Origin of the sequence: Pseudomonas sp. ME-P-057, assembly GCF_030208975.1 — a bacterium.
In the GTDB taxonomy this organism is placed as follows: Bacteria; Pseudomonadota; Gammaproteobacteria; order Pseudomonadales; family Pseudomonadaceae; genus Aquipseudomonas; species Aquipseudomonas lutea.
Window position 1 is genome coordinate 81,537 of the sequence record NZ_JARVSX010000015.1, and the last position, 21,754, is coordinate 103,290.

A 21,754-nucleotide genomic window follows, 5' to 3' on the forward strand; every position below is an offset into this window, starting at 1 on the left:
CGACAGCGGTTTGGCGGCTTGGTTTCCCGAGGGGTCGATACCCGAAGGCCGCTCGCCCCTTCAGAACGAGCAGGAGTCTGACCCATGCATCGCCTGCCATGCCTGGACAAATCGTCACAAAACGTTAGGAAAGACTTCTACCGAGCACCATCGCGGGAAGCGGTCTCAATAGATATCGACGTAATCCGTGCGTGGATCGGCCCAGTTATCGCGAATGGCGTTGAATATCTGGGCCACCCAGACCGCATCGCTGGCAGCCACCGGCCCTACACAACCCGAGCCGGCCGCCCAGGTTTCCAGGCGAAACAACAGGCCGTCAATGTCCACACCCCCCACCGCGCCGCTGGAAATCCATACGCGGCCGTCGCGAGCTACGCGCAACTGGTTATGCACCTGGTCCTGTGCGGCTGCGATCATTTGCCGGACGGCGTCGTGGGTCAGTGAGTCGGGGTGGTTGAGATTGATGGGCATGATTTGCGCCTTGATCGCGCCGCGCCACGGGAATGCAAGCCAGGGGGCGCGGCCTTGTGGGTTATTTAAGCGTGGCGAGGCGCTGGGTCAGCAGATCGAAGAACCCTTGAGCGTCGCCGTTTTCGACCCAGAATACATTCTTGCTCTGAGCGAGGGTGTCGTACCAGTCAACGATGGTCTGGCCGTGGGTCGGCCCTTCGCGGTTGTCGACCACCAGGTTCACCTGCCTGCCAGAGAACAACTCAGGCTTGAGCAGCCAGGCAATCACGCTTGCATCGTGTACCGGCCCGCCGGGCAACCCGTAGTGGACCATGTCTGCCTTGACGTACTCATTCAGGATGTCGCTCACCAACTTGCCAGCCTGGTTATTCAAGCCGTCAATTTGCTTGAGACGCTCCTCGCTGGTGAGCATCTTGTGGGTAACGTCCAGTGGCACGTAGGTCAGTTTCACGCCGCTGGCGAGAACCACTTTCGCGGCGTCAGGGTCGGCGTACAGATTAAACTCGGCCACAGGGGTGATATTGCCGCCATTGAAGTGGGCGCCACCCATGACCACGACTTCCTTGATGCCTTCTGTGATATCAGGCGCCTGGATCAGCGCGAGCGCCAGATTGGTCTGAGGACCGAGCATGGCGATGGTGACACTGTGCGGCGCAGCCTTGTGCAGTGTGTCGATCAAATACTGCACCGCATTGCCTCGTGCCAAAGGCTGCTTCGGCTCATGCACTTGCACGCCGGGCAGGCCTTCCTTGCCGTGGATGTTCTCGGCGTAGATCGGCGTACGCACCAGCGGTTTGCCCGCACCGGCATAAACGGGCACGTCTTCGCGACCGGCCCACTCGCGGGCAAGTCGGGCATTGCGTGAAGTTTTGTCGATACGCACATTGCCCGCTACGGTGGTGATGGCCATGACGTTGAGTTCTTTCGGAGACGCCAAAGCCAACAACAGCGCAACGACGTCGTCGGCGCCCGGGTCGGTGTCGATGATCACGTCACGCCGTTCGGCGGCCTGCACCGAGACGGCGGATAAAATGGCCAACAGTGCGGCACTCCTGATCAGTCCGGTAAACAATTGACGACCTGCGTACATGAGAAACTCCCTGTTCCGTTTTGCTGAACCTGCAAAGCAGCGATTTAGAACACCACCCCGGCCACCAGCGCAATGTTGGTGTAGGGCTGGCATTCGCCGGTGCGGATGATAGCGCGAGCGCCTCGGCTGAGCTGCTTTAGCGCCTCATGGGTGACCAGACGCTGCTCGCCCAAGCTGCCGGAAGCGTGCAATGCCGCAACCGTGGCAAGTGCCGGCGGTTGTCTGGACAGCATTTCTTCGGCAAGCACATGGCTTTCGACTTGCATTTCGGTCAGCACCACATTCAGCACGCTGACGAAATCGGGTACGCCGTGGGTCAGCGCCAGATCAATCAGCTCAACCCCCGCCGGCACCGGCATGCCTGCATCGACGATCATCACGATGTCGCCGTGACCGAGCGAAGCGATGGCCCGGGACAGCGCGATGTTGAGCAGCGGTGTTTTCTTCATGACAGTTGCCCCTGAGCCGCATAGGCCTGAACCTCTGCGAACGTTGGAATGGAGGGCTGTGCCCCGGAACGGGTGACGGACAGCGCGGCCGCGACCTGACCGAAGCGAATGGCATCGGATTCGGACTTGCCATCGGCCAGCGCTGCCGCAAAGCCGCCGACAAAGGTATCGCCTGCAGCTGTGGTGTCGATGGGTTGGACCTTGGGCGCCGGAAAATGCTCGGAGCGTGACTTGCTCGCATACAAGGCGCCCTGCTCGCCCAGCGTCACGATCACTTTGCTCACCCCCGCGTCCAGCAGCGCCGTGGCCGCAGCGTCTGCGCTGGCGGTGCTGTCCACTGGAAGGCCGGTCAGCGCGGTTGCCTCGCTTTCGTTGGGGATCAGATAATCGATCCAGGCAAACCATTGGGCAGGAAGCGGCCCGCTGGCAGGCGCCGGGTTGAGAATCACGGTCTTGCCCAACTCGTGTCCACGCTTGAGCACGTGCCCAACCGTGTCGAGTGGCACCTCGAGCTGGCAGATGATGACCTCGGCCTGGCACAGCAACGCGTCGAAGCTGTCCACCACAGACGCGGTGACATGGCCGTTGCCGCCAGCCACGATGACGATGGCGTTCTGGCTGCTGTCATCGACCACAATCAACGCTACGCCGGTGGACTCACCGCTGACCGGGGTGACCGCCTGGCAATCGACGCCCTCGGCAAGCAGCGCGGCGCGCAGTTGTTCGCCATAGGCGTCATCGCCCACGCAGCCGATCATTGCAACACTGGCACCCAGCCGCGCGGCAGCAACCGCCTGGTTGGCGCCCTTGCCACCCGGCACGGTGACGAACGATTGTCCCGCCAGGGTTTCGCCTGCACGCGGCAATCGCGGCGCGCGCGTCACCAGGTCCATGTTCAGGCTGCCCACTATCACTACTTTTGCTTGCATGACGTCTTTTACTCTTCAGATCACTTTTCACACCGAACGAAGCGCTCGGCTCAACGAAATCAGGGCGATGCAGGGGGTGGAGGTGCGGTGGATTCGCGCAACACAATACTCGGAGCCACGATCAAGTGCTCAACCGCGGTGTCGCCGCGCGTCGATATGCGGCGCAGCAGCACCTCGGCGGCGCGCTCCCCCAGTTGCAGGATCGACTGGCCTACGGTGGTCAGGGCTGGATACACATATTGGCTCATCTGAATGTCGTCGAAGCCAATGACCGAAAGATCGGCCGGCACCCGCACGTTGCGCTCGGCGGCGGCGCGCAGCACGCCGATGCCGACCATGTCGTTGGCCGCGAAAATGGCCGTGGGCGGATCGCTTTGCAACAGCTTAACGGCAGCGAGATAGCCGCTCGGCCCGGTGAAATCGCTTTCAACGACCCAGTCGGCCGGCACTTCGATGCCGCCTTCTCGCATCGCCCGATGGTAACCGTCCAGACGCATCTGGGCGACACTGGTCTGCGCCGGGCCACAAATGCAGGCAATGTGCCGATGCCCCAGCGACAGCAGGTGTGACGTGGCCAGGTAAGCGCCGAGCTCGTGGTCGATACGCACCAGATCCGCTGTTACACCGTCCAGGTCCCTGTCGACGATAACCAGCGGCGTGCGCACGGCAGCGAGGCCTTCGACGAGGCTGTCGCCGCCGCCCACGGACGAGACGATCAGGCCATCAACGCGCTTCTCCAGAAGCACCCGCAGGTAGCTGCGCTGCTTGTCGGGGTTGTCGTCAGAGTTGCAAAGGATCACGCAGAAACCGTTGCGCTCGCAGTAGTCCTCGATGCCCCGCGCCAGCTCGGCGAAGTACGGGTTGATACCGTTGGGGATCAACAGGCCGATCGTCGCTGTGGCCTTGGCCTTGAGCGAACGCGCGACGGCACTGGGCACGTAATCAAGCTGGACGATGGCCGCCTCGACCTTCTTGCGCACTTCTTCGCTGACGGGGCGCGTGCGGTTGAGCACATGGGACACCGTGGTGTAGGAAATCCCGGCAATCGCCGCTACATCCTTGATGGTTGCCATGTCAGCCGCGCCGCCGTGCGCGATTGCTGCGGTAGGTGTCCAGCACCACGGCCACGACGATCACTGCCCCGGTGATGATGCGCTTGGTCGGCTCGGTGGCGCCGATTTGCGCAAGGCCTGCGGCCAGCACGGAGATGATCAACACGCCGAAAAAGGTGCTGATCACCGAGCCGCGTCCGCCCATCAGACTGGTACCGCCAATCACCACCGCTGCGATCACCTGCAGTTCCAGGCCAGAGCCGGCATTGGGATCGGCAGCTTCCAGACGCGAAATCTGGAACAGCGCAGCGACGCCCGCCAGCAGGCCCATCAGCGAGAACACCAGGATCTTGTAGGGCTTGGGATTGATGCCCGCCAGACGCACGGCTTCCTCGTTGGTGCCGATGCCGATCAGGTAGCGTCCAAACACGGTGCGGGTCAGCACGGCCTGGGCGGCAAAGATGATGATCAGGGCGATGACAAATGACGGCGAGATGCCAAACGCGAACGGGTTTGACAGCCAGGCGAACGAATCACCGATGTAGGCCGTGCGCGAATCGGTCAGCTGGTACGCCACGCCGCGGGCCATTTCCAGCACGCCGAGCGAGACAATGAACGAGGGAATGCGCCAGGCCACTGTGATCGAGCCCGTCAGCGTACCGGCCGCCGTTGCGCAGGCGATGCCCAGCAATGCCGACGGAAACACACCCCAGCCCCATCCAAGCATGGCGACACTGACCGCTGACGCCGCCAGTGCCAGCACCGAACCCACTGACAGGTCGATGCCACCAATGATCAGGATGAACGTCATGCCGACCGCCAGCACCATCAGGTCGGGAATCTGGTTGGCCAGGGTGCTGAAGGTTTCGTAGGAAAGGAAATGATCGCTGAGCAGCGAGAACAATACGATCATCGCCAGCAAGGCGCCGGCCAGCCCCAGGTAAGTGCCCAGGCCGAAGTAGTTGCCGCTGCGCTTGCCTGCAGAGGGCAGCGCGGCAGTTGAAGTCGAGGTTTTCATCAGTCAATCCTGGGCGCGGCTTCTGAGAGCAGCGCATCACGTTTTTGGTAGCCGGCAAAGGCAGCGGCAAGCAGTTCGTCCTGGGTCCAGGTGTCGCGCTCGAAGGTGTCGATCAGTCGCCCGGCAGACAGCACGCCAATGCGGTCGCAGATCAGCATCAGCTCACGCAGATCGCTGGAAACCACCACCAGCGCCCTGCCTTGGCGAGTCAGGTCGCCGAGTAGCGTGTAGATGTCGAACTTGGCGCCCACGTCAATGCCGCGGGTGGGTTCGTCGAATAGCATCACTTGGCAATCGCGCTCCAGCCAGCGGCCGATCACCACCTTTTGCTGGTTGCCGCCCGACAGCTCCGAGACCAGTTGGGTCGGGCTGGAACTGCGGATGCGCATGGCGTCCACCTGGCGTCTGGCGAGGGCCATTTCCGCATCGCCCTTGACCAGCCCGGCACTGGAGATTGCGTCCATGTTGCCCAGCGCGATGTTGGCGCTGATCGACTGCGACAGCAGCAGGCCTTCGCCCTTGCGGTCTTCGGTAATCAAGGCAATGCCGTGACCCACGCCGTCCACCGGCGACTTGATCTGCACACTTCGCAACGGGCTGCCGACCTGTATGGACCCGCCGTCAGCTACATCGGCTCCGTAGATAAGGCGCAGCAGTTCGGTACGCCCTGCGCCGATCAAGCCAGAGATTCCGAAGATCTCGCCGGCGCGGACGTCAAAAGAGACGTCCCGCACCTTGTCCGAGCGGGTCAGGCCTTTGACCGATAAGGCCACAGCGCCGATTTTGCGCACGCCAAGATCAATCTGCTCGCCCAGTTCGCGCCCTACCATCAGCGTCACCAACTGTTCGCTGTTGTAGTTGGCCATGGCGTCGACACACACCAGCTTGCCATCGCGCAACACGGCGATGCGCTGGGCAACACGCGCCAGCTCTTCCAGACGGTGAGAGATGTAAATGATGGAAACACCACGGTCCTGCAAACGGGTGATCTGCTCGAAGAGCATTTCGACCTCGCGAGCGGTGAGCATTGCCGTCGGCTCGTCGAGAATCAGCACATGACAATCGCCGATCAGGTTGCGCGCAATCTCGACCATTTGCTGATGACCGATGCCCAGTTCGCTGACCAGCGTGTCGGGGTCGATGGCCTCCAGACCGACCTGCGCCATGGCCTTGACCGCATCTTCCCGCAGCTTGCTGCGGTTGATGAACCCGGCGCGGCTGGGCAGGTTATCGAGAAACAGGTTTTCAGCCACCGACAACGTCGGCAGCAGGTTGAGTTCTTGCATGACCATGCGCACGCCAAGCTTTTCGGCCTGGGTACGACTGGCAGGCTGGTAGGGTTGCCCCTGAAATTGCATCTGGCCAGTGGTGGGGGTAACAAGGCCGCCGATGATTTTCGACAGCGTGCTTTTGCCCGCGCCGTTTTCGCCGGTCAAGGCAAGCACTTCCCCACGCATCAGCGTCAGGTCAATGTCGCCGAGTACGGGTTGAGCGTAGGTTTTGCCAATACCGCTGACAGATAGAACAGCGGCCTGAGCAGACGCTGACATAACGATCTCCACGCACCTGCCCTTGCGGGCAGGCGGCACTTATTTGGAAGCTACGGGTTGGAAACTGTCGACTGGACGCCGCAGGTGCTTATTGCGGCTTGGTGACCAGCTCGACCGGGGTTTCGATCACGCCGTTGGTCATTTCCAGTTTCTCGCCCTTGACCATCTTCAGCGCGGTATCGATACCGAACACCGCCTGACGCGCAGCGAACTGGTCAGCCGTTGCCAGCACACGACCGTCTTTGAGCATCGGCTGGATGGCCTTGATGTTGTCGTAACCGACGACCTGAACCTTGCCTGCCTTGCCTGCCGCACGCACAGCCGACACCGCACCCAGAGCCATGCTGTCGTTGCCGGCCAGCAATGCCTTCAAGTTCGGGTATTCATTGAGCATGGCTGACGCGACCGCGTTGCCTTTGTCGATTTCCCAGTTACCCGACTGCGTGGAGACGATCTTCATCTGCGCAGCGTCCATCGCGTCCTTGAAACCTGCGGTGCGTTGTTGCGCGTTGGTGGTGGTAGGCACGCCTTCGATGATGCCGACCTGATCACCTGCGGTCAGCTGCTTGGCCAGATAGTCACCCACGAGCTTGGCGCCCTTGCGGTTGTTGGGCCCTACGAACGGGACTTCCATGCCTTTGGTTTTCAGCACGTCGACGTCCAGCTGGTTGTCGATGTTCACGACCTTGATGCCCGCGTCCATGGCTTTCTTCAACACCGAGGCCAGGGCTTTGGAATCTGCCGGGGCGATCACCAACGCGTCGACCTTCTTGACGATCATCTGGTTGACGATATCGATTTGCGCGGCCGTATCGGACTCGTTCTTGATGCCGTTGGAGATCAGGTCAAAATCAGCCGAGTGCTGTTTTTGATAATCCTTGGCCCCGTCTTCCATGGTCAGGAAGAACTCATTGGCAAGGGACTTCATCACCAGCGCGACGGTGGGCTTTTTCGCGTCGTCGGCGAAGGCGGATGAAAGAGGCAGGGTTACCGCGGACGCGGTGAGCATGGCAACAGCAAGAAGACGTGCAGCGAATGGCAGCTTCATGGAATCACTCCGACATTATGATTGTTGTTATCGGCAGCGTTTACGCGTCAGCGTGGGACAGACGGAATCGCAAACGTTTGCGTGAGCGAAACTATGAGAACCGGCGGGGGTTTTGTCAACTCCACGATAACGTGGACTGGAGGGGTAAGGCCTAAGTGCCCTGCTCCTCCGATCGCTGTCTGTCTGTGCGTTGCCGCAGGGCAAACGGAGCTCGGACCGGAGGATTCAGATGGGTGTAAAAAGTTACGCGCGTTCCTGAAGCTGCATGGACCGTCGGGCAGTGGAATGGGACTTCAGTCCTTCTTTCAGCGTGGCGATGAGGTTGGCAATGGCGCGGCTCGAATTGAGAGAGCTGACCGGAATGCCCGAAGCAAGCAGATCGGCGTGGCCCCGCTCGCGGTCAAATATCTGCACCATAATCTGGTCTTTGGCATCGATGGTGCACTTGCATTTGGCAGGCAGGAAGCCCGATTCGACGATATGGCAGAGTTCAAGGGTAGAGATCATGGCAAATTTCCTTATTTAGTTATGCACGGTGGATAACCCGCCGCGCCAGCAATTCCGCGATTCTTGCAACCAGGGGACGAACGGACATGACGCGCTCAGTAATCCGGGCGTCCATGAACCTGCCGTAGCATGCCTTGCGAGGCATGATGCTTCAGTCCGAGCATTTTTACCCTGTCCGATGGCGTAAATGGCTGCTCTTTGGGCGCAAAGAACGTGTGGCAAGTGAGTAAGCTGAACGGCTGAAACTGGCTAATCGCCAACAGCTATAGATGAATGCTGGAACTATCCGGGGCCGCAGAGGCCTGAGGGGCGCGCACTGCACTGTGACAGGCGCTGCATGGTGGCAAAATTTCTACCGTATTTGGAGCGCATGATGGGTCGGGCAAACAACGAATTCGAGTTTTGGTGGGGCACCTCTGGCCCTTGGGTGGAGCCGCCAAATGTGCGCAGAAACGGCACCAGCGGCGTTCAGCGTGTCGTCCACGACGGCAATACGCTCTACGTCAAACGCCAGACCGGCCATCTGTTCCGTAGCCTTCGCTACCCTGCAGGCCGTCCGACAGCATTGCGTGAGGGCATTGCCCTGTCTCGGCTCGCCGAGCTGGGTGTCAATGCGCCGCGCCCGGTATTTTACGGGGCGCGCAAAGTTGCCGGCGTTTGGCAGGGCGTACTGGTGACCAAGGATCTTGGCGGTTTTATTGACCTGGATACTTGGTATGCCCAAGGCGGCGCCCGCACCTTGACCACTGAGCAACACCAGAAACTCTTCAAGCGCCTGGCTGAGACGCTGGCCAAGATGCACCTGGGCAAATGGCAGCATGGCTGCATGCGTTCCAAACACATCTTCATCAAGGCAACAGCCACTGAGACGCGGTTCGACTTTGAACTGGCGCTGCTTGATCTCGAGAAGTCCCATGGGCGGATCACCATCATGGGCGCCGCGCGTCACGATATCCCGCAGCTCAGGCGCCACTCGTTCTGGGATGAGTCGCAATGGCAGTATTTCCTGTCGTGCTACGAGCAGGCCATTGGGCGCTCCGTCTGAGCCCGACCCGCCCCATCACGACCGGCTGTACAGCGGTCACTCAACGGGGCGCGTCCACACCATAAACGCACCTCGCGTTTCACACAGGCAAAGTCCTGCGTGAAACGCGAGGGTCAGGCGTTCGTTGCAACGGGCGCCTTGATTGCGCCAAATTTTCCACAGCGGCCCAATGCCTTCGCCACCCGCGACGCGATATCGCTACGGGTGAAGGGTTTTGCAACTACATCAAAACCGCCGATATGCGTCGAAGCCTCGTTGGTGTAACCGGTGATGATCAGCACCGGCAGCTCCGGAATCCGCACTCGCAAGCTTTCCGCCAGTTGGGTGCCGTTCTTTTCTGCCATCAGCTGGTCGGTGATCAGAATGTCAGGCCGCAACCCGGTCTCGACCAGGTGTTCGGCTGCCGAAGGAGACTCGGCTTCAGTCACCCGATACCCAAGGTCGCGCAGTTGCAGGGCGACGGTGTACCGCACCAGATCCTCGTCATCCACCATCAGCACGTGAAAGGGATGGACCGCCGCAGACTCTTGGTCTTCCTGCCCGTCATCGGCGTGCTGGACGTCTGCGCAGGAGACCGGCAGCCAGAGGTCGACGCGGGTACCCTCCCCCGGCACCGACTGGATGCCGAAACCTCCCCCGGACTGCAGCGCCAACCCCTGAACCATCGACAGTCCCAGCCCGGTGCCCTTGCCCACGCCTTTGGTGGAATAAAACGGCTCGACACAACGCTGTAACACCTCGTTGCTCATGCCGCTGCCGTTGTCACTCACGGTCAATTTGACGTATTGCCCTTGCGCCGGCGTCTGGCCGAGACCCGGGCTGTCGGAAACGACGTCCACACACGCGCTGATCTTCAAAAAGCCGTGTTCCGGAATGGCGTCGCGGGCGTTGACGGCCAGATTGAGAATACCCAACTCCAGCTGGTGCGGGTCGATGAGGATATTCGGCAAGCCGGCCGGAATGTCGACGATCACCTCGATCGTCGGTCCCAGGGATCGCTGAATCAGGTCGCGCATGTCAGTCACCAGTGCATCGACAGCCACTACCTGCGGCTTGAGCGTCTGGCGCCTTGCGAAGGTCAGCAGCCGGCCCACCAGAATGCGCGCGCGATCGGCAGCTTGCAGCGCCGCATCTATAAGACGATGGGAGCGGTCATTGGCGGCAGGCTGGCGACGAAGCAGTTCCAGTGAGGTCATGATCGGCGTCAGCAGGTTGTTGAAGTCATGGGCAATGCCGCCACCCAGTTGGCCGACCATTTCGATCTTGCGAGACTCGTGCAGCAGGGCAATGGCCGCCTCGCGCTCGGCCACCATGGTTGCGACCCGCTGCTCAAGGCCTTCGTTGAGCTCTATCAACTGATGCTCGGCACCCACGCGTGCGGTGATGTCGACACAGACAAACAGCAGGCCGCTGAGCTCGTGCCCCTCGTCCAGCAGCGGCGTCACATGTGTTTGCAACCACACGACAGAACCATCTGCGCGTACATGGTGCTGGGTCAGTTCAAAGGGTGTGTCTGCGCTCAGAAAGCGTTCGTGAAAAAGGGGTTGAACGTTTGCGGTGCAGTCTTTATGCACGTCGAGCATCGAATGCCCGGCAATGGCTTCGCGGGGCAGCGCCAGGATTTCGCAGTACCGGTCGTTGACTTGTCGAAAGACCCCTTCGTGATCACAGAGCGCGATCCCCGCACCCGCTTGTTCGAACATCCCGGCTAGTTGCGCTGAACTCGCGTGCAACGCCGACTCGGCTCGGGTGTGATTGATCCACAGCCAACCGAGCTTCGCCGCTTCTTCGATCAGGTGAATGTCGTGCCGACTGAAGACCCGATCGCCATCGAACTCCATCGTAAAAACGCCAGCCAGGGTGTCATGGCGCATCAGCGGCACATGCACCGACGAGCGCGCCAGACCCTTGGCCAGACCACCCAGCGCGTCTTGAGGGGCGTTATCCACGTCAGCCGTTGCGCTGTACTGAACAGTCATGCCCTGGCGCAGTGCACGGCAGGTCTGGTCGCTGAAGGAAACGAGAGCGGGGTCGTTGCGGATATCACCTGCGCGGTATTCCCGGCTGACCCGGAAATGACCGGACTCCTCGTCCGCCTCCGCCAGATTCACGCGAGCGGCATGTAACTCGCTGCCGACCCGGCTGATGACATCGACTTCGATCTGCTCGGGGTCGCGGATCGACGGGAAGGCCTGGCCCAACTCAAGCAGCAACGCCTGTCGACGTTCGAACTGAACGCGGTCAGTGGTTTCGGTCACGATGCATAGCACACCGCCCACCGAGCCATCCCCCTGATACACCGCCGAGTAGGAAACGTCGAAGTAGACCGTTTCACCGTAACCGTGCCTTTCGATATAGAACGGACGGTCTTTGGCGGCAAAGGTCTCGCCGGTCTCACGGACGCCGCGCAACAGAGGCTCGAGGTCATCCCAGAGTTCACGCCAGTTTTCGAAGGCAGGTCGGGCAAGCGCGCGGGGATGTTTTTCACCGATGCTGGGCGCATAGGCGTCGTTGTACAGCGCTATGTAATCGGGCCCCCAAAAAAGCACGATTTGCGCCTGAACCGGCAGGATCGTGCTCATCAGAGCCTTGAGACTGTCCGGCCATCTTACAGGCGCACCCAGAGGCGAGCTTTCAATCAGGGGGGACCGAAGCAGATCACCGACCGCACCGCCGTTGGCAAGAAAACGCAGGGGCGCTGCGCTATAGCCGGTGTTGGGAGGGTTTTCCATAGTTAGGGCCTGAGAGGAATTAGCGTGATCAAATAGCCTCGTTTAGAACAAGGCCAATGCGAAGACGTTCCATTCAGATGAATACAGTTTTCCATACAGTAAGGGTCCCGGCGTCACCCAGGACCCGCGGGATACTTCAGTCTTCTTCTTTGACGGTTGCGACCTCGTCGGCACGGACCCGAATGGTCTTGCCGGAAATGTCCTCAAACTCGTAAAAGCCGTCTTTGCTTTTGGTTTTGGGCGCGTCTTTGGTCACATACTGAGTGCCGTTCTGCAACGTCACCACAGTCGAAGTAGAGCAACCGACCAGCGCCGCGCAGCATGCAAACGCCACCGGCATCAGCAATGATTGAATCTTCATAAAGCCTCCTGGTTTCAAATGTCCAAGCCGTGTGCGCTTGAGATATCAATCGTCATCTAGCGATCAGATCAGCCCGTTGGAGTTTGGTTCGCCAGCCTGCGAATCAGCAGACAAATCAGCGACTTGAGCCGCCGTGGGTTTTTGTCCGATCCACTGTTGCGAAACGTCCGACACTCAAATACTGTATGCGCATACAGCGAACAGGAGGTCACTTCATGTCTGAGTCCGATGCATCCACCGCCGCCTCGCCAGGCCATTACGAACGAATGGCCGTTCGGGTACAAAAGATCATTAATTCCCAAAGTGCGCAGAAAGCTCGCGCTGCCCTGATTTTTCGACTGGCAGACGAACTGGAAGACGACTGGAAGCAGTTATTGGAAGAAATCGACGAGAACGACAACGTGACCCTGGCCTGGCGAGACGATGGTGGCGTACAGATCTTCTGGACAGTGCCCAGGGAAGACTGAGTTGGCATCACCGTTTGTCTCAGCCTATGCATGACGCCTCCTGCAGAGTGCTTGTGTGGCCGTAGGCGCCAGTCCTGCGGCCACCGGGCCCGCTACCGTTTGCCCAGCCTCCCCTTTTGAATAACCCAGTTGGATAACAATGTTCAGATTTTGTGTCGCCCTGTTTTTAACGTTTAGCTTCCTGCACACCGCTTGCGCCGATGTAAAAATCGGCACCTGGAACCTTGAGCACCTGAGCGTGCGCCCGAACAAGGATTTCCAGAGCATCGCCAAGGTTGCGCGGCAAGTCGACTTTCTCGCGGTTCAGGAATTAATGAGTGAAGAAGCGCTGCAAGCGCTGGCGTCGGAGTTGACCCGGCAGACGGGCAAGCACTGGAGCTCCATGGCGTCGCATGCTGTTGGGCGATCTTCCTACAAAGAAATGTACGGCTTCTTGTGGCGGGATGAGGCGGTTGCCTATGAAGACGGCGCCGTGAGCTACCTGGACCGCACCGACACCTTCGAGCGCGAGCCTTACTCCGCGCAGTTCAGGTCCCTGAAAGACGGCAAGACCTTCGTCGTTGCAACCGTGCATGTCTTGTACGGCAAGAACCAGGCAGACCGTGCTTCAGAAATCGTCGCCCTCTCAAACTACTGGACCTGGCTGCAGGAAACCTACCCCGGCAATAACCGGATCATGCTGATGGGTGACTTCAACACGCCGCCCAATTCTCCCGCGTGGAGCAAGCTCGACAGCAGTGCCAGACCGCTCATACAGGATGGCGCCAGCACCCTGTCCACCACCGACGGCAAGTTCGCCAACCTTTACGACAATATTTTCATCAGCAAGCAGTCGGCCATCCGCGTTAACAAAGTAGAGGTCTACGACTACCCGAAGTTTCTGGGGCTGACCCACGCGAAGGGACGGGACAGCGTGTCCGACCATGCGCCGATTTTTCTCGATGCAAGCCTGAGTGGCGGCAGTGCGGCGCAAAGTGGGTCGGCTGTGACGGCGCAGGCGCGACCAGGTGCGGACAGTCCGATGAAGCCGGCCGTAAACACCCCGTCGACCCATCTGGCGCTGGCGATCCGCGGCAACAAAAAGACCATGGTCTATCACCGCCCTGACTGCCCTTCGTACAACGCAATCGCCGAAAAAAACCGTGTCGAATTCAACAGCGCTGCGGTTGCCGAGGCTCAGCATTATCGTCTGGCAGGGAATTGCCGATAGCCCCGGCCATGCCGGGCTGCAATAGCCTGCCGGCAGTTGGCAGGCTCTGCGTCTATTCACACGCACATACTCACTTGCGGGCGAGATCGTGCTGAATGCACCCCTCGTAGTAGGTCTGCCGTACGGCGGCGGGCTTCAACTTCGAGGGGCTTTTATAGGTTTGCTCCGTAATGCCCAGCGCCATCTTGCGCATCCAGGGTTTGCTGAACGTGCGGCTTTGCAGTTTCTTCCGGGCGCTGTAGAGCGTGGTCCCCGACAGTTTGGATTGCTGCGCCACCCCTGCCACTCCCGCCCCCCATTTGCAGACCTGCAGTTCGTTCTTGCTGATGGTCCTGGCGTGCGCGCTCACCGATACAGCTGCCAGAAACCCCATCACTACGGCCAGACTCACCCTACGCGTGCACATCCGCATCGTCCTGAAATCCATCAAAAAAAAAAGGATTTTTCCAGAAATGCTGATACCTGCGGGCCATCAAATTGCCTTCCACTTTATTCTTCGGGCGATGGGCTCAATGAGGGCTCCGGGGTATATGCCTCGCATCGCTGGTCCCAGTCGTCGTCGCGATCGGGTGTGACGCTGCTCCATCGAGTACGAATCAGGCGAAACGCTAAACAAATGGGTATCCGTGCGGTCGGAATTTATAAGCAGCGCTCATCACACCAGCAAAGCGAGGTAAACATGACCATCGATAACGCACTGAAAAAGGAAGTTCTCACCCGCCTGTTGCACGCTCATCCACACGGGCTGGGCAAGGAAGTGCTGGACAACTACAGGGGGGAAAATGCTGTCGCCGATACCCTTGAGCACCTGCAGGATGCCGGGCTGATTCACGACGGCTGCGTCAACCGCCCTGCGGAGGGTGACCGGTCCCTGAAGTACCCTATCAAGCTCAGCTCATCCGGAGTGGACGCCGCCAAGCATTTGCAGGCTGGCTAGCGAGCGCGTTCACGCTCATGCGTGCAAAAGAAAACCGGCCAAGGCCGGTTTTCTTTGGAATCGATAATGGTGTTCTCCCCTGGCGCTACCTGCACTGGACACTCGACAGCCTGTCAGGAAGCAGCACCACAGGGGAACAGGAAACAGCCTACAAGTCAGCGGCCTTTTTCGTCACGCCCGCTTGTGTGACTTGATGAGTCCAAGCTCAGACCGCCGGGTAATCGCCGGTGCCTTCCGGCCAAGGGGTCAACAGCTCGAAACCGTCCCCGGTCACCGCTACCATGTGCTCCCACTGCGCCGAGAGGGACTGGTCACGCGTGAGGACGGTCCAGCCATCGTCAAGCACGTAAGTGCCTGGTTTGCCGGCGTTGATCATCGGCTCGATGGTAAACACCATCCCGGGCTTGAGCTTGAGCCCCTTGCCCGCTGCGCCGTAATGCAGGACCTGAGGTTCTTCATGGTATTTGCGGCCGATGCCATGCCCGCAATATTCGCGTACCACGCTGAAGCCCTCACGGTACGCCACGGTCTGGATGGCATGCCCAATGTCGCCCAGTGTCGCGCCAGGCCTGACAGCGTGGATACCGGCGAGTGTGGCTTCATAGGTGGTTTCGACCAATCGGCGAGCGAGCGGGCTTACCTCCCCCACGTAGTACATGCGACTGGTATCGCCATACCAGCCGTCCTTGATGACCGCGACGTCAATGTTGACGATATCGCCTGCTTTCAGCACGTCGTCTGCCGAGGGGATGCCGTGACAAACGACGGTGTTCGGGGATATACACGTGGTTTTGGTGAAGCCGTGATAGCCGACGTTCGCGGGGATCACCTTGAGCTGGTTGACGATAAAGTCGTTACACAGGTCATCCAGCGCCTCGGTGGTGACGCCCGGCTTGACGTGCTCGCCAATCATGGCCAGCACCTCTGCGGCCAGACGACCCGCTACACGGAGCCCGACCAGATCGGCTTCACTCTTGATGCTGATGCTCATTGCGACACCGCCCTGTTTTCTGAGAGATCGGGCACAAGGTCGCAAGGCTGAAGACTCAACACAGCGCCGCCCGACGTTTCGGCGCGGATCAGCAGTTGGCAGATTTCGCTGTAATTAAGCCCCGGATGAAGCTCGGCCAGCATGCCGACGCGCATCCAGTGTTCGGCCTGCGAATTGATCGATCGGCTCAACGCTGCGCTGGCACAGCGGATATTGGCGTGCATCTGTTCGGAAATTTTTACCAGACCCATGGCGACCTCGCGAAGAATATACGCAGCATATATGTTTCGTATATTTTCACGCAACCGACTCATGACTTACCGGCAAGTGTCAGGATGAACACTCAGTGGCGCATTCGGACAAAGACGTTGCCAACTGGGATATTGCTTCACGATCATCTTCGCTCAGCGCACGGTAATGAGTAATGACCGCCCGCTCCGCCTCGCTCAGGGTATCGGTAGCGATGGGAGTGCGCTGGCCCGACAACACATACATAACGTCGATGCCCTTTTTGCCAAGGGCTGCCATGTAGTCCGAGCGCGGAATACGCTCCCCGCTTTCATATTTGCCTTGAGCATTGGCTTCAACGCCACCGATTGAGCCGAAGTCCTGCTGCGACAGACCGAGCCTTTTGCGTTCTTCTTTCAGACGTGAGCCGAGATCTTTCATAAACTAGGGTCCTGAAATTTACTGTGTTCAACATGCAAGACCCCATTGGTCCGAGGGAGTTGCGACCGGGCGCTCAATTGGTCAATCTTCTGAAATGCCGACTCAAGCAATCCGTTGAGCGGCCGATAGGTTCTGATGTACAGCCCCTCATTTCGAATGGGCGGCCCGATTTCTGCAGTTCGGAGAACCAGACATGACCACTTTCTTGCTTGCATGGTGCGCGGTATCGGCAGTGGGCACTTCAGTCGCGCTGGCCATGATTCGTACCGGCAAGAATCGCCAGCCAGACGCCGATGACACGGTTGCCGGTCAGACTCCGGTGCCGGTGATGGTGCGATTCAAGCCCTGAAACGACCTGCTTGCGGCTTGCCCCACAAAGCGTCACTCTGCCGCGAGCTGGCTTACGTGGGCCATGTTGGCCGTCGCATAGCCGCTCGCTGACGGGGCAAACGCGAGGTCGGCCTGATTGGCGCTGAACTGGCGAAGCCCTGACGCCAGAGCAAGAAAATCCTCGCGCTGCATCTCATTGCCCCAGACGCTGCTGAACGAAGATTCATGTTGCTGTGCAGCAAATTCAGTGCGGGTGTTCGCTTGATTGGTTTGCATGGGCGCTCTCTTCTTCTCGATACTGTTTAAACATACAGTATTTTCAACGCCCCCTGAACGCAAGTCCTGTCGCGACGAATGGTCACCGCGGGCCGCTGATCCATTCTCGTCTCCTGCGCCAGCTCTATACGCCTCGGCACCGAAAAGGCACGCCCGGATTCAAGCGCGGGCTAACGCTTCAAGCCGATCAAGGTCATCTGCCGACACTACGATCCCCTCCTTCAAGGACCGCTCGCGCTGACGATAACGACGATCGCCCGGCATGCGTTGTTGTCCCACACCGTGCATCTGGCGGACGAGCTCTTCGCTGCGCTCGGCAAAGGCCTGACCGCTGCCTTTGTCGGGGTCAATGACGATGATCACCTGACCGGTCCAGGGGGTTTGCGCGCCGGGCGCTTTCGACATGTCGAACTCAAACGAGAAATTCCCGCCGGTCAACGCAGCCGAGAGCAGTTCCACCATCATCGACAACGCCGATCCCTTGTAGCCGCCAAATGGCAACAACGCGCCTCCTTCAAGAATCGCCTTGGGATCCAGAGTGGGCTCGCCGTTGCGGTCAACGCCCATGCCAGGCGGCAGCATGCGCCCTTCTCTGGCGGCGATTTGTACGTCGCCATGGGCAATGGCGCTGGTCGCCATGTCGAAGACGATCGGCGGCCCCTCGGCGCGCGGCGCGGCGAACGCAATCGGGTTGGTGCCGAACAGCGGCTTCTGCGCATCGTGAGGGACGACGCACGTCATGCTGTTGACCACGCTCAGTGCCACCAGCCCCTGCGTCGCAAACGGCTCGACATCTGGCCACAGCGCAGCGAAATGGTGCGAGTTGCGGATTGCCAGAATCGCGCTGCCGGCGCTGCGAGCCTTTTCGATGACCAGCCCTTTGGCGGCCTGCATGGCCGGTTGCGCAAAACCGCCCATGGCGTCAACGCGCACGAAAGCGGCCCCTGCGTCTTCGACCTTAGGCCGGGCCTGGCCGTCAACCCAACCCGCCGCCAGTGACGACAGGTAGCCCTTGATGCGGAAGATGCCATGACTGTGGGAGCCGTCGCGCTCGGCGCCAGCGCAATTTTCGGCGAGCACCCGCGCAACCTCGGCCGAAGTCCCGTGGCGCAGGAAGATCTGCCGCAGCAGCTCGGTCAGGTCAGTACAGGTAATCGTCCGGCTCGCGAAGCTGTTGTGGTCGGTAGTCATCTGAAGCTCCGTTGAGGTTTTGGGACGGGAAGCGCGACAGAAAGGCAGGCGGCTTGAGAATACTGCGCGACGGCCAGGGTGGCATTAGGGAATTGCGACCGCCCGGGTAGGACGGCCGCGGGAGCGCACTGACTACGCTGCGCTGATGCGTTTTTGGAAGAACAACCGCTGGTGGCCCGGCGGATAGTCATCCAGCTGCCCAAAGGCCTCATAGCCGTGCTTGCGGTAGAAGTCCGGCGCTTGAAAATCGAAGGTGTCGAGCCAGACGCCGAGGCAACCGCGCTCGCGGGCCAGGTCCTCGGCCATGCCCATCAGTTGGCTCCCCATGCGCTGCCCTCTCACCTGTTCGGGCACGACCAGCAACTCAATGAACAGCCAGCTGTAGAGGATGCGGCCGTGGAGCCCGCCAATCACGGCATCGGTGTGTTCGTCACGAACAAACAGGGCAAATTTTTCAGACTTGCCGTCGCCCGCCTGTGCGGCGTTATAGGCCCTCAATGGCTCGAGGATCTGCAGACGTTCTTCTTCGGAGGGATTGGATTTGAACTCGATCCGGACACTCATGCATCGCTTCCTGCTGATGAAATCGGGAAGCCAAGATTGTCGGATTGGTGTGCGGGAGTAAAGCGGGAGGATGGAGGTGGAGGCCCGAGGGCCTCCACCTGGGGAACGCTGCGTCGATCAGTCTTTCTGATCGCGCAGAACGTTGCCGGAAGTACCGTCGATGCGGAATTCATAAGTCAGGCTGTCAGCCTTGCGACCTTCGCCTTCCCAATAGCCGTTGTCGTCGGCTTCGATTTTGTAAATCTCGGTGTAACCCGCCGACTTGGCTTTTTCGATCGCTTTTTCGATGGTGATCCAGCCAGCGCCCGGCTTGTCCGCGAGGGCGAACTGTGCGGTGGTCAGGGCAGCGGTGGCGAGGACGGCAGCGGTAAGTTTCTTGATCATGTGTGAACTCCATTTCCCTTTGCGGGCTTTTTGAATGCGGTTTTTTGGAGTTCAGGGGCCGAAAAATAGTTCATCCGCGGTTTGTAACCGGTTGATGCTACAGCGTGCCGGACACCGTTCCGGGAGGTATCGGGATGTCAGGCGTGGCGGGATCAGCGCCTGACCTTGCGGCGCAACACGCCGTTCAAGACCACCACGACAACGGCGACGAATATCGCAATGTACTGAAAGATTTTTTCGCTGAGCACGCCGATGTTCTGCAAGTGGGAAAGCCCCAGCATGATCGCCAGGACGCTCAAGGCAATGATGATCGAGTAAACAAGACGCTGTTTGTTAGTCATTACGGGATTCCTGAAACCTGTTGAGAGCAAAGGTGCTGATGTCGGCGCGATGAATCGGCGCGCCTAGGTTACCTGCTCTGGACGGCGCTGGCACTCCGCCGTGGCCCGCACGCCTGCGACCCAGCGTCCCGGCTGCTGATATCGCGCACTTTCACGTGGTTTAATACGCGCCACTTTTTCCATCGCTTATGCGTTACAGCGCTCAACGACGTGCCTGCCATACACGCAGCAGCCGCCCCGAGCTCTCTTTTACAAGGAGTCCCCAATGCCCCATGAAGGCAGCCTGCTGCAGGCCGCAGTCGTGTTCCTGCTCGCCGCCGTCGTCACGGTTCCTCTGGCCAAACGTCTGCAACTGGGCGCCGTCATCGGCTACCTGATTGCCGGCGTGATTATCGGCCCGTCCTGCCTGGGTCTTATCGGCGACCCGCAGAGCGTTGCGCACATTTCGGAGCTGGGCGTGGTGCTGTTGTTGTTCATCATCGGCCTTGAGTTGTCGCCCCGCCGCCTCTGGACCATGCGCAAGTCAGTGTTTGGTGTGGGGCTGGCGCAGGTGTTGTTCACCGGGGTGGCCATCGGCGCCGTGGCCCTGCTGGGCTTCAATCAGCCCCTCAACAGCGCCGTCGTGCTGGGTCTGGGGCTGGCGCTGTCATCGACCGCGTTCGGCCTGCAAAGCCTGGCAGAGCGCAAAGAGCTCAACGCGCCCCACGGACGCCTGGCTTTCGCCATCCTGCTGTTCCAGGACATCGCCGCCATTCCACTGATCGCGCTGGTACCGATGCTGGCCGGCGGTGCACATGATGACAACTCCGGCGATTCCCTGCGCCACGGCCTGCAAGTGCTGGGCGGCATAGCCATTGTTGTGGTCGGCGGGCGTTATCTCTTGCGCCCGGTGTTCCGCATCGTGGCTAAAACCAAGCTTCAGGAAGTCTCCACGGCAACGGCCTTGCTGGTGGTGATCGGCACAGCATGGCTGATGGACCTCGTCGGAGTGTCCATGGCGCTGGGTGCCTTTCTTGCCGGCCTGCTCCTGGCCGACTCTGAATACCGCCACGAACTGGAATCGCAGATCGAGCCGTTCAAGGGCTTGCTGCTCGGGCTGTTCTTCATCAGTGTCGGCATGGGCGCAAACATCGGCCTGCTGATCAATTCGCCGTTGACGGTGCTGGGCCTGACGCTGCTGTTGATCGGCTTGAAATTGCCCCTGCTGTTTTTCGTCGGGCGCCTGGCCGGCGGCCTGGGCAAGCAAAGCGCTCTGCGTCTTGGGCTGGTGCTTGCGGCGGGCGGTGAGTTCGCATTCGTGGTGTTCAAGATTGGCCGTGATCAGGGGCTGTTCGATGCGGCGCTGTACGACACGCTGGTGTTGACCATCACCTTGTCGATGGCGCTGACGCCGCTGTTGCTGCTGGTCATGGCGAGGTGGCTCAAGCCCAAGCCTGTGGTCAAGGAAGTCCCGGCGCACTACAAGCAGATCGAGTCGGATAACCCGCGCGTCGTCATCGCCGGGATGGGCCGGATGGGCCAGATCGTTGCCCGTATCCTGCGCGCGCAGAACATCCCGTTCATTGCGCTGGACACCTCGGTGGAGACGATCGAATTCACCCGAAGCTTCGGCAACGTTCCGGTGTTCTACGGCGACCCGCTGCGCCCGGAAATTCTGCGCGCCGCAAAGGTCGATCAGGCCGAATACTTCGTGATTGCCACGGACGATCCTGACACCAACATCAAGACCGCAGAGCTGGTGCGCAGGCTGTACCCGCACATGAAGATCATCGCGCGGGCCCGTAACCGTCAGCACGTTCACCGTTTGCTCGATCTGAACGCCGAGGCCGTGCGGGAAACCTTTTATTCAAGCCTGGAGATGACCCGGCGCACGCTGATCGGGCTGGGCCTGAGCGAAACGCAGGCCAGCGCCCGCATCGAGCGCTTCAAGCGGCATGACGAACAAGTGCTCAACCGCCAGCACTTGATCTACGACGACGCGGCGAAGGTCATGCAAAGCGCGCTGGAAGCCCGAACCGAACTGGCCGAACTGTTCGAGTCCGACCGCATCGACGAGGAAGCAAGCGACCTGCGCCCTGCCGCCGACGCCCGCACCTAAAGCCTGCCGCTCGGGCTTATTCAACGTCCGGCGCCCCGGTTGAG

26 protein-coding genes are annotated in these 21,754 nt (G+C 60.1%); 6 read left to right on the forward strand and 20 right to left on the reverse strand.

The genetic code is table 11. The features are described from left to right. Positions 1–165: 165 nt before the first annotated feature. From QRN48_RS08115 to QRN48_RS08155, 9 genes are all read right to left on the reverse strand, one after another. The gene (locus tag QRN48_RS08115; protein WP_191943529.1) at positions 166–471 is read right to left on the reverse strand and encodes a hypothetical protein; all 306 of its coding nucleotides are present in this window, start codon (positions 469–471) and stop codon (positions 166–168) included. A gap of 61 nt (positions 472–532) precedes the next feature. Continuing rightward, a complete protein-coding gene (locus QRN48_RS08120; RefSeq protein ID WP_285349945.1) occupies positions 533–1,561 on the reverse strand; it encodes a nucleoside hydrolase in 1,029 nt (342 codons plus the stop codon). A 44-nt stretch (positions 1,562–1,605) separates the two neighbouring features. Beyond that, entirely contained in the window at positions 1,606–2,010 is a 405-nt protein-coding gene (rbsD, locus tag QRN48_RS08125) for a D-ribose pyranase (protein ID WP_037010881.1), read from the reverse strand. After that, entirely contained in the window at positions 2,007–2,939 is a 933-nt protein-coding gene (gene rbsK / locus QRN48_RS08130) for a ribokinase (protein WP_285349947.1), read from the reverse strand. Before rbsK ends, rbsD begins: the two co-directional genes overlap by 4 nt. 59 nt (positions 2,940–2,998) lie before the next feature. After that, on the reverse strand, positions 2,999–4,012 hold the full coding sequence (locus tag QRN48_RS08135; RefSeq protein ID WP_037010885.1) for a LacI family DNA-binding transcriptional regulator: 1,014 nt from the start codon (positions 4,010–4,012) through the stop codon (positions 2,999–3,001). A gap of 1 nt (position 4,013) precedes the next feature. Next, entirely contained in the window at positions 4,014–5,009 is a 996-nt protein-coding gene (locus QRN48_RS08140; RefSeq protein WP_037010888.1) for an ABC transporter permease, read from the reverse strand. After that, a complete protein-coding gene (locus QRN48_RS08145; protein WP_191943533.1) occupies positions 5,009–6,559 on the reverse strand; it encodes a sugar ABC transporter ATP-binding protein in 1,551 nt (516 codons plus the stop codon). The genes QRN48_RS08140 and QRN48_RS08145 overlap by 1 nt, the downstream gene beginning before the upstream one ends. 88 nt (positions 6,560–6,647) lie before the next feature. Next, complete coding sequence (locus QRN48_RS08150; protein WP_037010894.1) at positions 6,648–7,607, reverse strand: sugar ABC transporter substrate-binding protein; 960 nt, start codon at positions 7,605–7,607, stop codon at positions 6,648–6,650. A gap of 243 nt (positions 7,608–7,850) precedes the next feature. Then, positions 7,851–8,114 carry a DUF1652 domain-containing protein gene (locus QRN48_RS08155; protein ID WP_037010897.1) on the reverse strand — a complete coding sequence of 88 codons (264 nt, stop codon included), beginning with the start codon at positions 8,112–8,114 and terminating at the stop codon, positions 7,851–7,853. Between the two features lie 373 nt (positions 8,115–8,487). On the opposite strand from QRN48_RS08155, the gene QRN48_RS08160 reads away from it, so the two are divergent. Beyond that, entirely contained in the window at positions 8,488–9,159 is a 672-nt protein-coding gene (locus QRN48_RS08160) for a lipopolysaccharide kinase InaA family protein (protein ID WP_037013053.1), read from the forward strand. Between the two features lie 113 nt (positions 9,160–9,272). Here the strand turns inward: QRN48_RS08160 and QRN48_RS08165 are convergent, their stop codons facing one another. After that, entirely contained in the window at positions 9,273–11,891 is a 2,619-nt protein-coding gene (locus QRN48_RS08165; RefSeq protein WP_285349949.1) for a PAS domain-containing protein, read from the reverse strand. A 136-nt stretch (positions 11,892–12,027) separates the two neighbouring features. Next, entirely contained in the window at positions 12,028–12,252 is a 225-nt protein-coding gene (locus QRN48_RS08170; RefSeq protein WP_191943536.1) for a YgdI/YgdR family lipoprotein, read from the reverse strand. A gap of 215 nt (positions 12,253–12,467) precedes the next feature. Here QRN48_RS08170 and QRN48_RS08175 point away from each other — a divergent pair, with 215 nt between their 5' ends. Both QRN48_RS08175 and QRN48_RS08180 read left to right on the forward strand, forming a co-directional pair. Beyond that, positions 12,468–12,719, forward strand: a complete 252-nt coding sequence (locus QRN48_RS08175; RefSeq protein WP_285349950.1) for a DUF1654 domain-containing protein — start codon at positions 12,468–12,470, stop codon at positions 12,717–12,719. A gap of 139 nt (positions 12,720–12,858) precedes the next feature. Then, complete coding sequence (locus QRN48_RS08180; protein WP_285349952.1) at positions 12,859–13,929, forward strand: endonuclease/exonuclease/phosphatase family protein; 1,071 nt, start codon at positions 12,859–12,861, stop codon at positions 13,927–13,929. Between the two features lie 70 nt (positions 13,930–13,999). Here the strand turns inward: QRN48_RS08180 and QRN48_RS08185 are convergent, their stop codons facing one another. After that, positions 14,000–14,335 (reverse strand): hypothetical protein, encoded by a 336-nt coding sequence (locus QRN48_RS08185; protein ID WP_285349954.1) that lies wholly within the window; start codon positions 14,333–14,335, stop codon positions 14,000–14,002. A 273-nt stretch (positions 14,336–14,608) separates the two neighbouring features. Here QRN48_RS08185 and QRN48_RS08190 point away from each other — a divergent pair, with 273 nt between their 5' ends. After that, a complete protein-coding gene (locus tag QRN48_RS08190; RefSeq protein ID WP_285349956.1) occupies positions 14,609–14,866 on the forward strand; it encodes a hypothetical protein in 258 nt (85 codons plus the stop codon). Between the two features lie 205 nt (positions 14,867–15,071). On the opposite strand, the gene map is transcribed toward QRN48_RS08190, so the two are convergent. The 3 genes from map to QRN48_RS08205 form a co-directional block, all read right to left on the reverse strand. Beyond that, a complete protein-coding gene (map, locus tag QRN48_RS08195; protein ID WP_191943540.1) occupies positions 15,072–15,857 on the reverse strand; it encodes a type I methionyl aminopeptidase in 786 nt (261 codons plus the stop codon). Then, entirely contained in the window at positions 15,854–16,108 is a 255-nt protein-coding gene (locus tag QRN48_RS08200) for a ParD-like family protein (RefSeq protein ID WP_037010903.1), read from the reverse strand. Before QRN48_RS08200 ends, map begins: the two co-directional genes overlap by 4 nt. A gap of 79 nt (positions 16,109–16,187) precedes the next feature. After that, complete coding sequence (locus tag QRN48_RS08205) at positions 16,188–16,526, reverse strand: helix-turn-helix domain-containing protein (RefSeq protein ID WP_037010905.1); 339 nt, start codon at positions 16,524–16,526, stop codon at positions 16,188–16,190. 193 nt (positions 16,527–16,719) lie between these two features. Here QRN48_RS08205 and QRN48_RS08210 point away from each other — a divergent pair, with 193 nt between their 5' ends. Beyond that, positions 16,720–16,875 (forward strand): hypothetical protein, encoded by a 156-nt coding sequence (locus tag QRN48_RS08210; RefSeq protein ID WP_160176714.1) that lies wholly within the window; start codon positions 16,720–16,722, stop codon positions 16,873–16,875. Between the two features lie 32 nt (positions 16,876–16,907). On the opposite strand, the gene QRN48_RS08215 is transcribed toward QRN48_RS08210, so the two are convergent. The 5 genes from QRN48_RS08215 to QRN48_RS08235 form a co-directional block, all read right to left on the reverse strand. Further along, positions 16,908–17,132: a hypothetical protein gene (locus QRN48_RS08215; RefSeq protein WP_191943541.1), complete on the reverse strand. Its 225-nt coding sequence runs from the start codon at positions 17,130–17,132 to the stop codon at positions 16,908–16,910. A 159-nt stretch (positions 17,133–17,291) separates the two neighbouring features. Beyond that, the gene (locus tag QRN48_RS08220) at positions 17,292–18,323 is read right to left on the reverse strand and encodes an Ldh family oxidoreductase (RefSeq protein ID WP_285349962.1); all 1,032 of its coding nucleotides are present in this window, start codon (positions 18,321–18,323) and stop codon (positions 17,292–17,294) included. A 132-nt stretch (positions 18,324–18,455) separates the two neighbouring features. Beyond that, positions 18,456–18,887: a GNAT family N-acetyltransferase gene (locus QRN48_RS08225; RefSeq protein ID WP_285349964.1), complete on the reverse strand. Its 432-nt coding sequence runs from the start codon at positions 18,885–18,887 to the stop codon at positions 18,456–18,458. Positions 18,888–19,004: 117 nt separating this feature from the next. Next, positions 19,005–19,271, reverse strand: a complete 267-nt coding sequence (locus QRN48_RS08230; RefSeq protein WP_037010913.1) for a PepSY domain-containing protein — start codon at positions 19,269–19,271, stop codon at positions 19,005–19,007. 152 nt (positions 19,272–19,423) lie between these two features. Beyond that, entirely contained in the window at positions 19,424–19,612 is a 189-nt protein-coding gene (locus QRN48_RS08235) for a hypothetical protein (RefSeq protein ID WP_285349967.1), read from the reverse strand. 265 nt (positions 19,613–19,877) lie between these two features. On the opposite strand from QRN48_RS08235, the gene QRN48_RS08240 reads away from it, so the two are divergent. After that, a complete protein-coding gene (locus QRN48_RS08240; RefSeq protein WP_191943544.1) occupies positions 19,878–21,710 on the forward strand; it encodes a monovalent cation:proton antiporter-2 (CPA2) family protein in 1,833 nt (610 codons plus the stop codon). Positions 21,711–21,754 lie beyond the last annotated feature (44 nt).

Bases quoted from the DNA above. Each gene is read 5' to 3' on its own strand.
- QRN48_RS08115 (WP_191943529.1), bottom strand. From the start codon at position 471: ATGCCCATCAATCTCAACCACCCCGACTCACTGACCCACGACGCCGTC.
- QRN48_RS08120 (WP_285349945.1), bottom strand. From the start codon at position 1,561: ATGTACGCAGGTCGTCAATTGTTTACCGGACTGATCAGGAGTGCCGCA.
- rbsD (WP_037010881.1), bottom strand. From the start codon at position 2,010: ATGAAGAAAACACCGCTGCTCAACATCGCGCTGTCCCGGGCCATCGCT.
- rbsK (WP_285349947.1), bottom strand. From the start codon at position 2,939: ATGCAAGCAAAAGTAGTGATAGTGGGCAGCCTGAACATGGACCTGGTG.
- QRN48_RS08135 (WP_037010885.1), bottom strand. From the start codon at position 4,012: ATGGCAACCATCAAGGATGTAGCGGCGATTGCCGGGATTTCCTACACC.
- QRN48_RS08140 (WP_037010888.1), bottom strand. From the start codon at position 5,009: ATGAAAACCTCGACTTCAACTGCCGCGCTGCCCTCTGCAGGCAAGCGC.
- QRN48_RS08145 (WP_191943533.1), bottom strand. From the start codon at position 6,559: ATGTCAGCGTCTGCTCAGGCCGCTGTTCTATCTGTCAGCGGTATTGGC.
- QRN48_RS08150 (WP_037010894.1), bottom strand. From the start codon at position 7,607: ATGAAGCTGCCATTCGCTGCACGTCTTCTTGCTGTTGCCATGCTCACC.
- QRN48_RS08155 (WP_037010897.1), bottom strand. From the start codon at position 8,114: ATGATCTCTACCCTTGAACTCTGCCATATCGTCGAATCGGGCTTCCTG.
- QRN48_RS08160 (WP_037013053.1), top strand. From the start codon at position 8,488: ATGGGTCGGGCAAACAACGAATTCGAGTTTTGGTGGGGCACCTCTGGC.
- QRN48_RS08165 (WP_285349949.1), bottom strand. From the start codon at position 11,891: ATGGAAAACCCTCCCAACACCGGCTATAGCGCAGCGCCCCTGCGTTTT.
- QRN48_RS08170 (WP_191943536.1), bottom strand. From the start codon at position 12,252: ATGAAGATTCAATCATTGCTGATGCCGGTGGCGTTTGCATGCTGCGCG.
- QRN48_RS08175 (WP_285349950.1), top strand. From the start codon at position 12,468: ATGTCTGAGTCCGATGCATCCACCGCCGCCTCGCCAGGCCATTACGAA.
- QRN48_RS08180 (WP_285349952.1), top strand. From the start codon at position 12,859: ATGTTCAGATTTTGTGTCGCCCTGTTTTTAACGTTTAGCTTCCTGCAC.
- QRN48_RS08185 (WP_285349954.1), bottom strand. From the start codon at position 14,335: ATGTGCACGCGTAGGGTGAGTCTGGCCGTAGTGATGGGGTTTCTGGCA.
- QRN48_RS08190 (WP_285349956.1), top strand. From the start codon at position 14,609: ATGACCATCGATAACGCACTGAAAAAGGAAGTTCTCACCCGCCTGTTG.
- map (WP_191943540.1), bottom strand. From the start codon at position 15,857: ATGAGCATCAGCATCAAGAGTGAAGCCGATCTGGTCGGGCTCCGTGTA.
- QRN48_RS08200 (WP_037010903.1), bottom strand. From the start codon at position 16,108: ATGGGTCTGGTAAAAATTTCCGAACAGATGCACGCCAATATCCGCTGT.
- QRN48_RS08205 (WP_037010905.1), bottom strand. From the start codon at position 16,526: ATGAAAGATCTCGGCTCACGTCTGAAAGAAGAACGCAAAAGGCTCGGT.
- QRN48_RS08210 (WP_160176714.1), top strand. From the start codon at position 16,720: ATGACCACTTTCTTGCTTGCATGGTGCGCGGTATCGGCAGTGGGCACT.
- QRN48_RS08215 (WP_191943541.1), bottom strand. From the start codon at position 17,132: ATGCAAACCAATCAAGCGAACACCCGCACTGAATTTGCTGCACAGCAA.
- QRN48_RS08220 (WP_285349962.1), bottom strand. From the start codon at position 18,323: ATGACTACCGACCACAACAGCTTCGCGAGCCGGACGATTACCTGTACT.
- QRN48_RS08225 (WP_285349964.1), bottom strand. From the start codon at position 18,887: ATGAGTGTCCGGATCGAGTTCAAATCCAATCCCTCCGAAGAAGAACGT.
- QRN48_RS08230 (WP_037010913.1), bottom strand. From the start codon at position 19,271: ATGATCAAGAAACTTACCGCTGCCGTCCTCGCCACCGCTGCCCTGACC.
- QRN48_RS08235 (WP_285349967.1), bottom strand. From the start codon at position 19,612: ATGACTAACAAACAGCGTCTTGTTTACTCGATCATCATTGCCTTGAGC.
- QRN48_RS08240 (WP_191943544.1), top strand. From the start codon at position 19,878: ATGCCCCATGAAGGCAGCCTGCTGCAGGCCGCAGTCGTGTTCCTGCTC.